Raw genomic sequence first — 13,703 nt, 5'->3', positions numbered from 1 at the left:
CGTTGACTATTCAAAAATGACCGATTAAGGGAAAAGTAATTTCTTTCATAAAGTTTTCCGTTAAAATTAAAATAATAATGAAACGTTAAGATTTGGCTTCTTTATGGGGAAAACAGGTATTGGGGAGAAAAAGCGGAGGGACCAATTTATGTTGTCGCCTGAAAAACGCTTTGATATTTTGAAATTGGATAATATGAGGCTGTTGGATAAGTTAAACGACAGTATTTTATTTGTGGATCGAATGGGTAATATCGTTTTTATGAACCGGGCCTTTAAAGATAAGTTTAATAAAGGCGCCGATGTTATCCAGTTTCCCATCCAAAAGGTTTTTCCCAATATAAAATTTGATTTCTCCAAAAAACATAATAAACTCCAAAAGTTAAAGACTCTATATCAAGGTGTGGAATGGGAACTGACCATAACTAAAGTGGAAAAAGACCACGATTATATTGGAGCCTGGGTTATTATCAGGGAAGCTGTGGACTATACCGGTTGTGACCACCATCTAACTTTTCCAGTCAATACAAAGGTATTTGATAGTATAACGGACGCTGTGGCAGTTGTGGATCGCAATTTTAAAATAGTTTACATAAATAGGACATTTGCCGGTTTACTGGGTTTTGTGCCAGAAGAATTACGTGGCCAGGACTGCCGGCCATTGTTAAAAGGAATTGAAAAGTACGTGCGTAATGGTATTGAAAAGGGTATGATTGACCTTGATGCATCCCCCGTAGCAGGGGAACCTGTAGACATAATGATTTACCCCTTGGGCTCCGGGCGGGTGGTATTATTGATTATCAATGGCAGAAAACTATCTAACGCTTTTCAATACAAGGTCAGGATCCTGAATAGCAAAATTGCCTATTATCAGGAGCAATTGGCCCAGGTCACAGGAGCCAAATACAAACTTAAAAATGTAATTGGAACAAGTAAGCAGGTCAAAATTTTAAAGGAAAACATAAAAAAGATGGCCTGCAGTAATTGCACTGTCCTACTGAGGGGAGAAAGGGGCAGCGGCAAAGAATTTATGGCTAGGGTTCTGCATAGTGAAGGGACCCGTAAATTTGGCCCCTTTGTGAAAGTAAAATGTTCTTTTCTTTCTAAAAACGCGGATAAAAACGAACTTTTTTTTACGAAGTCCGTTTTTGTTGACGGTGAACAAGCTTCCGAGCGGATGGGGAAATTGGAACTAGCCGATAAAGGAACAATTTTTCTGGAAGATATAGCTGACCTTTCTCTCGAGGTGCAGAATAAACTGTTACAGTTTTTGCAAACTAAAAAAATTCGCGGGGCTGACGGAAAAGAAAAGAAAGTAGATGTCCGTATTATTGCTGCTACCAGCAGAAATTTAGAAGAACTTGTTAAAAGAGACTTGTTTCTGGAACACCTATATCACCGTTTAAATGTTTTGAGTTTTTCCTTGCCTCCTCTACGAGACCGACGAGAGGATATACTGCCATTGTTTTTGTACTTTGTCAAAAGGTACGCTGAGCAGGCCGGAATAGGAGGACAACCGAAAATACCCCCGGAAACTTATGAACTTTTATTTAATCACGACTGGCCTGGCAACGTCGATGAATTAAAGGAGATAGCAAAGAAGACTGTGAATTCCCTGGAAAGTCCCGTAATTGCGGTCGAGAAGGTTCCTGTATATTTAAATAAAGTTTTTGACAATGGCGCCGGTCATCTAACCCTTAAACAGATCTTAGATGAAACGGAGAAATTGGTTTTAATGCAGACTTTACAGAGAACCGCCGGCAACAAAGTGAAAGCAGCCAAGATACTTGGAATATCCAGGGCGGGTCTTTACCAAAAACTGGAAAAACACTCCCTGCTTGACGAATAATAAACCAAATGGTATTATTTAAAAATGTGGAAAGGATTAGCGGCAGTCGAGGGGGGAAAGGCTTGGAGTTAATACTTACAGAGAAACACACTGATGGTTACAGTGTAAATTGGAAAATTAAAGAGACTCTGCATGTCGAGCAAACGAAATACCAGCATCTTGCCATCGTGGAGACTTACGAATTTGGCAGGGCGTTGGTTCTGGATGGTATTATTCAGACAACGGTAAAAGATGAGTATATGTATCATGAAATGATAGCTTTACCGGCTCTGATGACCCACCCGAATCCGCAAAAAGTGATGGTTATTGGCGGTGGAGACGGCGGTACCATTCGGGAGGTGTTGAAGCACCCGGCTGTTGAACAGGCAGATTTGATTGAGATTGATGAACGGGTAATTTTGGCCTGCCAGAAATATTTACCGGAAATCAGTTGCGCATTAACGGATTCCAGGGTCCGCATTTTTGTGGAAGACGGTATTGAGTATGTGCAGAGGCATAAAGATAAATATGACGTTATTATAATTGATTCTTCTGACCCTATTGGTCCGGCTACAAATTTATTTCATGAAAGCTTTTATAAAAACGTTTATGAAGCATTAAAGACAGACGGAATTATGGTATGCCAGTCAGAGTCTCCTTTATTTAACAGGGAACTGCTAGGCAATGTGCATAAAAGCGTTAAAAACCTCTTCCCCATTACAAGAACTTATTTGGCCACTGTACCTACGTATATCAGTGGGTTTTGGAGTTTTACCATGGGTTCGAAGCAATACGACCCGCTCAATGCGGAGATTCCGCTGGACGTTGTAAACCGTTTAAAAACAAAGTATTACAATGCGGATATTCACAAAGGGGCGTTTGTACTCCCAGAATATGTGGCCGAATTATTCAGATAAAAAGTGCGTTCTGGAAACGCACTTTTTTTTATGCTTTTATTTTTGCCTTTCTGGGGTACGAACCGAGCTTCAGAAGTTTTTGTGTCACTAGTTTGCTCACGGCATTTTCACAGGCCTGACAGGTACCTCGAGGAATCTCTTCTTTGGTTAGACGATCCGCACAGATTCTGCACACACGCACAGTCATCCACCTCTTTCGCGCTTTTGTTTTAAATTGTAGACTATCAGGAACAGGGCAGCAACAATATTTTGCCCAACAGTCAAATTTTCGACTTGTCAGGTAAAGAATGGGAATCCAGCGGCAAGCAAACATGCCTTGTAACTTCTTATTGGAATTTCTTATATGGTAGGCAAGTTTTGGGCAAGGGTGGGGGACTCTATAATGTCGAATTGTGTCGCAATTTTTGGCAAGGAAAAAGCTGGAACATGTCGAAGACCTTCGAATAGAAGGTTTTTTCTATACTGTAAAACTATTGCCCTGGGAAGAAAGGATGATGCACGGTGGACGCCTACTATCAAAAACTGGTATATGGGGCCCTGCTGCATGATATCGGTAAATTGGTGCAGCGGGCAGACCCCGGAGAAGGCAGTCACGGGGACCGAGGTGCAGGTTTTTTTCGAAAACATTTTCCGGGAGACGAATGGCAAGACGTGGAGGACTGTATCTGTTTTCACCATGCTGAAGCCCTCAGGAATGCGCAGTTAAACAACAACAGCCCGGCTTATATTGTTTATGAAGCGGATAATATTGCGGCGGGAGCTGACCGCAGAAGACGGGATGCGGCCGGGGGCCATGGATTATTTCGCCGGGACATGCCTCTTTACAGTGTTTTTAATGTTTTCAGGCCGGAAATGGTTGCGGAGGAAACTGTTTTCCGTCTGGAAACGATGGCTGAGTCCGGCCGGATAAATTTTCCGGAAAAGGCAAGCAGTGTTGAGATTTCACCCCTAAAATACAGTTACCTGTTGCAGGCTTTTGAAAAAGGTTTCCGGGAACTGCAGGCGGCCAGTGATTCCTTGGAATCATTACTCAAATTGTTGGAGGCTTGCCTGGTTAATGTCCCATCCAGCACCAACAGTGCGGAAACGGCTGACATTTCACTGTATAACCACAGCAAAATCACAGCCATGGTTGCCGGTTGCCTTTATTATTACCTGCTTGAAAAGGGGGTTGGTAATTACCGGGAGGCCTGTTTTACACAGCCTGAAAAATTGAGGCAGGAAAAGGCTATGCTCCTGGTTTCGGGAGATGTATCGGGAATTCAGAAGTTTATCTATACTGTTTCCAGCAAAGGGGCACTGAAATCACTGCGGGGGCGTTCCTTCTACTTAGAAATTTTTCTTGAACATGTAATAGATGAAATTTTAGAATCCTGTGGGTTATGCCGGGCCAACCTGCTGTATTCGGGCGGCGGGCATTTTTACCTGGTCCTGCCCAATACGGAGCGGGTCAGGGCAGTGCTGGAGACAGCTAAAGAGCGGGTAAATGACTGGTTGATGGATACGTATTCCACAGACCTGTACCTGGCGCTGTCTTTTGTTGAAGCAAGTGCCGGTGAGTTGGCCAATGGCCTGGACCGGGAACAGAAAACGGGAAATATGCTCGGCGAGTTATTCCACCGGGTCTCGAAAAGCAACTCCCTGAATAAACTGCAGCGGTATTCGCCCAGGCAATTGGCAGAGCTGATAGAACCCGGCAGCGTTGTTAACGGCAGTTTAGAAGATGGCAGGGAGTGTGCTGTTTGTGGTTTTTCCCGCTTCCGGTTAGAGCCCTGGGAAAACAGTATGATATGTCCTAATTGTTTGGCTTTGTTCAAGGCAGGAGACAAACTGGCCAGGGTAGCAAGAAGGGCTGGAGACAGGATAGAGGAGCGGCCTGTAATTGTGGTTAGGCAGGACAACTTATCCGGCAGCAATTTTACCAGTATGAGTGGGACAGATCACGTTGGCGGCGATGCTGATGACCGGGGCACTGCCGGTACAGTTGCTCCTAATGACGCCGTTTGCGCTAAAGATATATTGTTTTTGCCCTCGGTCCGGGACGGCCGGGTTTGTCTTTCCTTTACCGACCTTGGTACGGCCGAAAAGTTATTACAGCAAGGACAAGCACGGCGAGTTTATTCCGTAAACAGCCTGCTTACGGGACAAAACTACATGACCAATCTGTGGGCCGGAACATACAACGTAGCCGGTGACGGGGAGGGCCTGGTCGATTTTGCAACCCTGGCGCAAAGGAGTTATGGGATCAGGCGAGTTGGGGTTCTGCGGGCTGATGTGGATAACCTGGGTGCTGCTTTTATGAACGGGTTTGTTATGCCTGCCGGTACCACGGAAGATGGCTGGGATCAGAGTAGGGCAGAGAGGTTCAGGTACGTTTCACTTTCCCGCAGCGCCACCCTCTCCTACAGCCTGTCCATGTTTTTTAAGCATGAAATAAACAAGCTTTGCCAGGGCCGGACGGAGCCTATTACACCTTTTAAAATACAGGGTTGTAACAAAAAAGAGGGTGCGGAACGGAATGTGGTTATTGTTTACGCCGGAGGTGACGATGTTTTTATTGTCGGCGCATGGGACGAGGTAATCGAGCTGGCGGTGGACCTCAATGAAGCCTTCCGCAAGTTCACCAACGGGAAGATGACCATTTCCGCCGGGGTCGGTATTTTTCACAGTTCTTTTCCGGTTAACCGGATGGCGGAATTAACCGGGGAACTGGAACAGGCCGCCAAGGCTGCGGGTAAAAACCGGATTGCCCTTTTCGGGCAAGAGATGGAGTATTTGGAGGATGAGCAAGGGAACAAACTGGCAAAACCTGTTTTCCGGCATGTTTACCTCTGGGATGACTTCAGGAGAGGAGTATGTGACGAAAAGCTGGCAGGGCTTCTCAGGTGGTTTAACATCAGTGATAACAATCCCGGCAAGTTGGAATGTGGTATGTCCAGGCTGTATAAACTCCTCACCCTATTCCGGGGGATGGAGGACGGTTGGAAAAAAGAAAAGCGGCTGGAATTGGCCCGGTTGGCCTATTTCCTGGGCCGGATGGAACCGGCGGGGGAGGACAGGGAGCTGCTCGGCGGGGTTTACCGGGAGATGAAGCAAGCCCTCCATGGTTGGGCCATGGAGGAGAAGGACCGCCGGGAGGTTATTACGGCCCTTAACCTGCTGATATATCTTAACCGGAAGGAGGATGAAGAACATGAGTAAAGATTACGTAAAGAGAGCTGCAGAAGTGATAAAAGACCTGAAAAAAGAAAACGGTAAAATGGTCACTACCAGCCAGATTCGCAAGTTTTTGGCCGGAGTCAATGCGATTAAAAACAAGGTACAGATCAGGACTTTTCAGGGTGAAATAACAGAGGGCCGGTTGCCTGAAGATATTCAGAGGGAAATCCAGGCATTGAAAGTAAAGCTGGTTTACCAATGTGGCAGGGAACCAAAGGTAAAAACATTTGTTGAGAAAGCAAAATTACTTGATGGGATTGATGCCATTGAAGGCAGCACCAAGAAATTTCTTGATTTTGCCGGATATGTGGAGGCCCTTGTTGCTTACCACAAATATGAAGGAGGGGAATAAACCGATGGTTGGTATTAACGGATTGTATGGCAAACTGATTTTTTACGGTGGGCTTCGGTTGAAAACAGGCCTGCATATTGGTGCGTCCAAAGATTTTTCGGCCATTGGGGCCGTTGACACGGTGGTGGTCCGGGACCCGCTGACCCGGCGACCCTATATCCCCGGCAGCAGCGTTAAGGGGAAAATGCGTTATCTACTGGCCCGGGTTTATGCCCGGGAAGGACAACTGACAGAAATCAAAAAGGAAGATTACCGGCTCAAACGCCTGTTTGGGGCGGCCGGAGGCAATACAGCGGACCGGGGTGAAGACAAAATAGTGCTGTCCCGGCTCCAGTTTCAGGATATTTTTATGACCGAGGAAAGCGCAAGGCGCCTGGAAAAAATGGATACAGACCTGTACTTGACGGAAATCAAGTTTGAAAACAATATTAACCGATTGACCGCTGTTGCCAATCCCCGGCAACTGGAGCGGGTGCCGGCCGGGGCGGAGTTTTCCTTCCGGCTGGTGTATAATGTGGAAAACCCGGATGAACTGGTGGAGGACATGCGGCACTTAGGCTACGGGTTTACCTTATTGGAGGACGATTATATAGGGGGCCATGGCAGCCGTGGCTACGGGAGAATCGAAGTGCTGGATATCAAGGTGGATTATAAGGATTACGCCCGGATTGCCGGCAAGGAGCCGCTGGATATCAAATCCCTGGCAGAACAGGCATTCTCGGACGGTAGAAACGGCGTGGTAGCATGATGAAATATTTTATCTATAAACTAAAATTTCTGACACCTGTCCGTTTCGGGACATGTAATGCCGGGGCGGAATTGGCCCAGGGGAAAATGGCCTGTACGGCGGATACGTTGTTCAGTGCCCTGTGCCAGGAATGGATTGCTGTTTTCGGCCAAAAGGGATTTGATGAACTCATTGCGGCTGTGCAGGGGAACCAAATTTTCCTGTCAGACATGTTCCCTTGGTGCGGCCTGGAACTGTACCTGCCCAAACCGGCAATGCCGCCCTCGGTCCGGAGAACCACTGATGTGGAAGGGTTAAAGGACAGGAAGGCCTTAAAAAAGCTGGTGTATATTCCCGTGAGCAGGTTTGCTGATTACATAAAGTTCCTGCATAACGGCGGGGACCTGCCGTGGCTGGAAGAAATCGAGGAACCGGGCTATGAGCAACTGCTCTACCGGGCCAATATAACCAGAGAGCAGGATACCGTGCCCTACCCGGTCATGGTTTACAGGTTTAAGGAAAATTCAGGGCTGTATTTTATTCTCCGCTCTACTGAGTACTGGCGGGAAAGGTTTGATATTGTGGTGGAAAGCCTTGGCTTTACCGGCATTGGCGGGAAACGGAGCAGCGGGCTTGGTAAGTTTGAACTGGCTGAGGAATCATTTGAGACAGGGTTGTATGACAGTGACATCATGCTGGAAAAAATGCTCCTTGAAGACGCTAACTTGTACATGTTATTATCGGTGCTGTCCCCCGGGCAGGAGGAGTTGGGTATAGCCAAACAGGCCAATTCTTATTATAACTTGGTCAAACGAACAGGCTATGTGGCTTCACCCGATTACGCCGATACCTGGCTCAAGAAAAAGCCTGTGGTTATGTTTGGGGCCGGCTCCTGTTTTCCTGAGAAAATCAGAGGGCGGGTCCTGGATGTATCTGACTGTGGGGGGCACCCCGTTTACCGCTACGGTAAAGGCATGTACGTGGGGGTGAAGGTATGAGCCTTGGGGGTATGAAAACATACAGGGTGAAATTGAAGGTGTTGACACCTCTTTTTATCGGGGGAGGTGAAAGTACCGTAATTTCCCGGTTGGATTACGCTTATGTGCCGAATGAAAAAAAGGTGTATGTACTGGACGGCCGGCAGTGGATTGGCTGGCTGGCTGAAAAAGGGCTGCTTGATTTGTACCAGCAGTACATCCGCCAACAAGCAGAGCAGAGCAGCCCACATAAGAAAGCGGGCAGGGAAAAAGGCAAGAAAGAAAACGGCGTAAACAATTTTGCCTGGTTGCAGGAAAAGGAGCATTTGCTCAAGTTCCGGGCAGCGGAAGTGTTCCGCCAGGTCAGCCGGGCTGCCTATTCCACCGTTGACGCGGAAAAAAACGGGCAAAGGTTTAACACCAACGACATCCACGGTTTTATCAGAAATGCCGAGGGGCTGCCTTACATCCCCGGAAGCAGCATAAAGGGCGCCCTCCGCACGGCGGTGTTGGCTGCCCTCCTGCAGGGGGATGCTGCGGGCACGGGGCAGTACTGCCGGAAATTAGGGGAAATCCTGCAATCAAGAAACAAAGACAGGTACAACCAGGGGAGCGGGAAAAACAAACAGAAAGATGACAAGCACAAAGTTAACGAACTGTATTCCATCCTTGAACGGAATTACCTGGATTACACCAGACAAATAAATGGCGAAACGCATCTATTCAGAGGCATGGCCGGCATATCTGTCAGTGATTCCACGCCCTTTCCTCCGGAAAACCTGATGCTGGTTAGAAAATGTGATTTTTCTCTTGTTGATGGGAAACTCAAGAAAAGTGCTGAGAAGTTGCCTCTTTACCGGGAATGCGCGAGGCCGGGGACGGAGGTGGAGTTTACCTTGACAATCGACGAATTCAAAATCAAAAACGCTTATGGCATCCGTTCCTTTGCAGATATTGTGGAGGTGCTGCAAAAACAGTATGATGCCGTATTTGGGGAAAAAGGAGTAATCGGCGTGGAGGCTCAAAGCAAAAAGTACCTGCCTGCCGGGGCCCTGCAAGACAGCAGAGGCATTATGCTTCTTGGCGGCGGGGTAGGCTACCATTCCAAAACCGTTGTATCTTCCCTGGCGGACAGCCCCCGGCAGGCCAATGACCTGGCCAGGGAAATATTAAAATTCAGGTATTCCAAGCACAAACATGAAAAAGACAGGCCCCTTTCCCCGCGGGCCCTGAAATTGGCGGTAGCAGGCAGGGGAGATAAGGTATTTATGGGCTTTTGCCGGTTAAGTGAGGTTACACCATGCTGAGGAGGTTAAAAATCCTGCTGGAGCCTGATCGGGAAGAGAAGTGCCATTACAACATGGCTTCCCTGTTTCACGGGATGCTGATGGAGCGGGTTAATCCCAGTTATGCCGGATACCTGCACGAAAGTGGGTATAAGCCCTTCAGCCAGTTTGTGTCCGGGGCGGTAGGCAACGGTTTGTGGATGTGGACAGTCAGTTTCCTGACGGAGCAGGCCTGGCAGGAGGTTGGCCGGCCGCTGCTGGACGATAAGGCCGGTGAATTTATACTGAAAGACAAGGACATCAGGCTGACGGTCCGGGAAAAAAGGTTAGAGCCTCCCGTATCGTATGGCGAGCTGACCAGGAAGTACTACCTGGAGGAGCAGCCCCGGAGGGCTATCAAAATCACATTCCTCACTCCCTGTTCCTTTAAATCAGCCGGGAGGTATGCCATTCTGCCGGACCTGGCGCTTATTTACCAAAGCCTGATGAACAGGTTTGATGCCTTTGCCGATGAGTTTTCCCTGAGAAGCACCGATGCCCTGGAACACTTGGCCCGGTTTACTTACATCAGGCGGTATGATTTGCGCAGCACCAGGTATCACCTGGAAGGAGTCAAAATTCCTTCTTTTATTGGAAAGCTGGAATTAGCCGTCAACGGGCCGGAAACAATGGCCAGCCTGGCCAATCTCCTTTTTGCCTTTGGACAGTGGGCAGGAATCGGTATTAAAACAGCGTTAGGAATGGGGGCGGTCAATATTGAGTAGATATGTCCTGTTTACCTGTGTCGGGTCAACAGACCCGATCCGGGACAATTACGACGGGCCCATGTTGCACATCATCAGGCATTACAGGCCCTATGCCGTCTATATTTTCTTCTCTGGAGAAATGGGCAGACGGGAGGAAAAGGACAGGCGTTTTACAAGGGCTGTAGACTTGCTGAGCCGGGAACTGTCCTGGCCCATAGATAAACACCTCATCTTTTCGGGTATCCAGAACCCCCACGATTTTGACGCCTTTATCGGGGTTTTCAGCCAACACCTGGAGGAAATATCCAAGGATCACCCTGAGGCTACTATCCTGTTAAATGTCAGCTCGGGTACACCCCAAATGATGTCCATGCTATGCCTGGAAACCGTTGTATCTTCCAAGCGGTTGGTCCCTGTACAGGTTATAACCCCGGCAGCCAGGGCCAACCTGAGTAAAATGGGCGGCCCTGATTATGATGTGGAGTGGGAATTCGGCAATAACCTGGACAACGAACCGGATGCCCCGAACCGTTGTGTACAACCTGATATCCAGAGTTTTAAAAGAGCCCTGGCCAGGGGGCAGGTGACAGCCCTGTTGGAAAACTACAATTACGAAGGCGCCGCGTTGATATTAGGTGGTTACGGGTTGGGAACAGATTCTACGGTAATGGGACTGCTCAGGTTTGCGATTGCTCTGAAAAACCTGGACAAGGCTGCCAAGGGCCCTCAATTCCAGGAAGCCAGGGCCTTGACCGGTTATCCGCAGATGGACAGGGAGTGCCTGGAAATATGTGAATATTACAACGTAGTTAAGTTATTGCAGAGGTCAGGCCAACTGACAGACTTCCTGCTGCGGCTAAACCCTTTGGTGACGGAATTGCAGACGAAATTTTTGAAATATTGCTTTGGTTTTGCTGTGGAAGCCATAATTGAAGAACAGCAATGCGCCGGTAAGAAAAATGCTGCCGGCAAGATTACTGAAAGGTTGGTGAGGAGGGATAAAATCAAGGCGCTTAACCCTGAGCTGTTGGCTTACCTCGATGAATGCCACAACGGTGAGTACAGGGACGGTAGCCATGTCAATATCAGGATGCAGAACTGCCTGATCAATTTTTTCCTGCGGAAAAACCCGGACAGCCAGACCCGCTCTTTTGCCGGCTTTTTAGATACCATGGAAATCCTGAACAGGGACAGGAACCTGGCTGCCCATAACCTGTACGGTGTTTTGGAGGAAGACATCAAACAGCGGTCCGGGTTGACAGGGGGGCAGATTGTTGACAAATTGGAAAACCTGATCAAATTTATCTTTAAAGGCCGTTGTAAGCCGGAAATTTTCACTATATTCGATACTGTGAATAATGTAATTAACGGTGAAATGGAGAGGTTCCTGTGAGTTTCCTGTATGTATGTGAGCCTGATACCAGAGTAAGGATCAAAGATGGGCGGATTACAGCAGAACAAAAAGACGGCATGGAGGTCAGCATACCCCTGGAATTACTTGAAGGAGTAGTCCTGATGGGTTCTGCCCAGATGACGGCTGCCTGTTCAGTTGAGTTGCTGGAAAAGGGTATTCCTGTTACTTTTCTCTCCCGTTCCGGATTTTTTTACGGGCGACTGGAGTCTACCAGGCATGTGAACATACTCAGGCAAAGGAAACAGTTCAGGGCAGGCGATGATGAAGAGTTTTGCTTCAAGTTTACCTGCATGATTGTTGCTGCCAAAATACATAACCAGGCCGTGATCCTCCGCCGGTACAACAGGCACGTGAACAGTCCTGCTGTTGATGAGTGCATATCCCGTATGCAGCTTCTGGAGGAAAACATTGCCCGGGCCGGTTCAATCGCCCAGGTTATGGGCTTTGAAGGTGCTGCTTCTAAACATTATTTTAAAGCCTTATCACTTATGGTTGACCGCAGGTTTGCTTTTTCCGGGCGCAACAGGATGCCGCCGCTGGATCCCTTCAATTCACTCTTAAGCCTGGGGTATACCCTGTTGCTGTATGAAACATATACAGCGGTGGTGAACAAGGGGCTGCACCCCTATGCCGGGCTGATGCACCGTGACCGCCAGGGGCACCCGGCCCTGGCCAGCGACCTTATGGAAGAATGGCGGCCGGTAATTGTGGACTCATTGGTGATGAGTATTGTACAAGGGGGTATCCTGGCCCCGGGAGATTTTTATAAAGATGAAGCAAGCGGAGCAGTCTTGCTCAAAAATGATGCCCTCCGCAAGTTTATTAAGCATTTTGAACAAAAAATACGCAGTGAAGCTAATTATTTGAGCTATCTTGATTACCGGGTAAGTTACCGGCGGGCTGTTCAACACCAGGCAGGAGTTCTGGCAAACTGTATAGAAGATAATGATATTACCATATATCGTCCTGTCCGCCTACGTTAAGGGGGTCAATGTGGTGGAAACCAGGTTGTTGGATGATTACTTCAGGTTTGATGACACTGAACCTGAGGAAATGCGCAGGTACCTGGTAGTAGTGATATACGACGTAATTGACAATAAACGGAGGAACAGGCTGGCCAAGTACCTGAAAAGGTTTGGGTTCCGGGTCCAGAAGTCGGCCTTCGAATGTGTTTTGGACTCCAAGAATTACAAAAAATTGACGGGAGGTATTGCTAAATACATTACTGCCGATGACCTGCTGAGGGTTTATAAACTGGCCGGGAATGCCGACGTCCAGGTTTGGGGAAGTGTGGAAAAGACGGAGGTGGATGAGGTGATAATTGTGTAAAATTATTCATTTTGGTGAATATTGGGAATTTATGTTAAGCGTGAGCCGCGCATTGAATTAAGCCGCATGAGGAGGGTTTATTATGCAAAATTGCGGTGTAGTTGTATACAATGGGTGCATAAGCCGCAAAGCCGTTTTTCGGCCTTACTCCCATGCGCAATTTCGCAGGCAGGGTTTAATCTTCCTTATCCCCGTAAGGGGACGGAAACTCTGATCACCTTGATTTCGAACCCTTCGCTTACGTCGTTTAATCTTCCTTATCCCCGTAAGGGGACGGAAACGTGGCGGCGAAGAATTTGTAGTTTTCTACACTTACAACGTTTAATCTTCCTTATCCCCGTAAGGGGACGGAAACCTGCCCCTAAATGTTCCTAGGGCAGGAAGGGATAACAGTTTAATCTTCCTTATCCCCGTAAGGGGACGGAAACTTGAAACGTTAAATCAATGGGGAATCCAGCAGAGTTTAATCTTCCTTATCCCCGTAAGGGGACGGAAACTTCTTCGTCGTGCCTTTTAAAAGCATTTCTGTAAAGTTTAATCTTCCTTATCCCCGTAAGGGGACGGAAACTACGGGACTATCACGAGACGAAACACCAGATAGCAGAAGCGCGTTTAATCTTCCTTATCCCCGTAAGGGGACGGAAACTTTTCATTTCCGGTTAGCAACTCACGGAATGGTTGAGTTTAATCTTCCTTATCCCCGTAAGGGGACGGAAACTGGTGTGCAGCTAAGCCCGTATGACCACACGCAAAATGGTTTAATCTTCCTTATCCCCGTAAGGGGACGGAAACTCTAGCCTCCCCGCAGGCTGTAGTTTTCTTCGGGCACTACGGTTTAATCTTCCTTATCCCCGTAAGGGGACGGAAACCCATTCGGATATTGCGGCGCCAACGTCAACCTTTTTCCGTTT

At 47.8% G+C, this 13,703-nt stretch carries 11 protein-coding genes and 1 CRISPR repeat array (1 of these 12 only partly in view); all 11 genes read left to right on the top strand.

The window, feature by feature from the left end; all coding sequences use genetic code 11:
- The first annotated feature begins 148 nt into the window (after positions 1-148).
- The 11 genes from ACSNJE_RS08410 (at position 149) to cas2 (ending at position 12,792) form a co-directional block, all read left to right on the top strand.
- Positions 149-1,846, top strand: coding sequence for a sigma 54-interacting transcriptional regulator (locus tag ACSNJE_RS08410; RefSeq protein WP_495252446.1), 1,698 nt, complete (start codon positions 149-151; stop codon positions 1,844-1,846).
- Between the two features lie 62 nt (positions 1,847-1,908).
- Positions 1,909-2,742 carry a polyamine aminopropyltransferase gene (gene speE / locus ACSNJE_RS08405; RefSeq protein WP_495252445.1) on the top strand — a complete coding sequence of 278 codons (834 nt, stop codon included), beginning with the start codon at positions 1,909-1,911 and terminating at the stop codon, positions 2,740-2,742.
- Positions 2,743-3,243: 501 nt separating this feature from the next.
- Positions 3,244-5,943, top strand: coding sequence for a type III-A CRISPR-associated protein Cas10/Csm1 (cas10, locus tag ACSNJE_RS08400; protein WP_495252444.1), 2,700 nt, complete (start codon positions 3,244-3,246; stop codon positions 5,941-5,943).
- Positions 5,936-6,313: a type III-A CRISPR-associated protein Csm2 gene (gene csm2 / locus ACSNJE_RS08395; RefSeq protein WP_013120871.1), complete on the top strand. Its 378-nt coding sequence runs from the start codon at positions 5,936-5,938 to the stop codon at positions 6,311-6,313. The genes cas10 and csm2 overlap by 8 nt, the downstream gene beginning before the upstream one ends.
- A 4-nt stretch (positions 6,314-6,317) precedes the next feature.
- On the top strand, positions 6,318-7,061 hold the full coding sequence (gene csm3 / locus ACSNJE_RS08390; RefSeq protein WP_495252443.1) for a type III-A CRISPR-associated RAMP protein Csm3: 744 nt from the start codon (positions 6,318-6,320) through the stop codon (positions 7,059-7,061).
- Positions 7,061-8,038 carry a type III-A CRISPR-associated RAMP protein Csm4 gene (csm4, locus tag ACSNJE_RS08385; protein WP_495252442.1) on the top strand — a complete coding sequence of 326 codons (978 nt, stop codon included), beginning with the start codon at positions 7,061-7,063 and terminating at the stop codon, positions 8,036-8,038. The genes csm3 and csm4 overlap by 1 nt, the downstream gene beginning before the upstream one ends.
- On the top strand, positions 8,035-9,324 hold the full coding sequence (gene csm5, locus ACSNJE_RS08380; RefSeq protein WP_495252441.1) for a type III-A CRISPR-associated RAMP protein Csm5: 1,290 nt from the start codon (positions 8,035-8,037) through the stop codon (positions 9,322-9,324). The genes csm4 and csm5 overlap by 4 nt, the downstream gene beginning before the upstream one ends.
- Positions 9,318-10,067 carry a CRISPR system precrRNA processing endoribonuclease RAMP protein Cas6 gene (cas6, locus tag ACSNJE_RS08375; RefSeq protein WP_495252440.1) on the top strand — a complete coding sequence of 250 codons (750 nt, stop codon included), beginning with the start codon at positions 9,318-9,320 and terminating at the stop codon, positions 10,065-10,067. Before csm5 ends, cas6 begins: the two co-directional genes overlap by 7 nt.
- Positions 10,060-11,442 carry a type III-A CRISPR-associated CARF protein Csm6 gene (csm6, locus tag ACSNJE_RS08370; protein ID WP_495252439.1) on the top strand — a complete coding sequence of 461 codons (1,383 nt, stop codon included), beginning with the start codon at positions 10,060-10,062 and terminating at the stop codon, positions 11,440-11,442. Before cas6 ends, csm6 begins: the two co-directional genes overlap by 8 nt.
- Complete coding sequence (gene cas1 / locus ACSNJE_RS08365; RefSeq protein ID WP_013120865.1) at positions 11,439-12,446, top strand: CRISPR-associated endonuclease Cas1; 1,008 nt, start codon at positions 11,439-11,441, stop codon at positions 12,444-12,446. Before csm6 ends, cas1 begins: the two co-directional genes overlap by 4 nt.
- A 13-nt stretch (positions 12,447-12,459) precedes the next feature.
- Positions 12,460-12,792, top strand: coding sequence for a CRISPR-associated endonuclease Cas2 (gene cas2 / locus ACSNJE_RS08360; protein WP_242653654.1), 333 nt, complete (start codon positions 12,460-12,462; stop codon positions 12,790-12,792).
- Positions 12,793-12,965: 173 nt separating this feature from the next.
- Positions 12,966-13,703: a CRISPR direct-repeat array (repeat unit 36 nt; unit sequence GTTTAATCTTCCTTATCCCCGTAAGGGGACGGAAAC); it runs 396 nt beyond the window's last position.

This window comes from Thermincola sp. GK-1, assembly GCF_059412445.1.
The sequence above is the reverse complement of the archived record's forward strand: the minus strand, read 5'-3'. Positions and strand labels throughout refer to the sequence as shown.

Excerpts from the sequence above, each read along its gene's own strand:
- cas6 (WP_495252440.1), top strand. The coding sequence starts at position 9,318 with ATGCTGAGGAGGTTAAAAATCCTGCTGGAGCCTGATCGGGAAGAGAAG.
- csm2 (WP_013120871.1), top strand. The coding sequence starts at position 5,936 with ATGAGTAAAGATTACGTAAAGAGAGCTGCAGAAGTGATAAAAGACCTG.
- csm5 (WP_495252441.1), top strand. The coding sequence starts at position 8,035 with ATGAGCCTTGGGGGTATGAAAACATACAGGGTGAAATTGAAGGTGTTG.
- csm4 (WP_495252442.1), top strand. The coding sequence starts at position 7,061 with ATGAAATATTTTATCTATAAACTAAAATTTCTGACACCTGTCCGTTTC.
- csm3 (WP_495252443.1), top strand. The coding sequence starts at position 6,318 with ATGGTTGGTATTAACGGATTGTATGGCAAACTGATTTTTTACGGTGGG.
- ACSNJE_RS08410 (WP_495252446.1), top strand. The coding sequence starts at position 149 with ATGTTGTCGCCTGAAAAACGCTTTGATATTTTGAAATTGGATAATATG.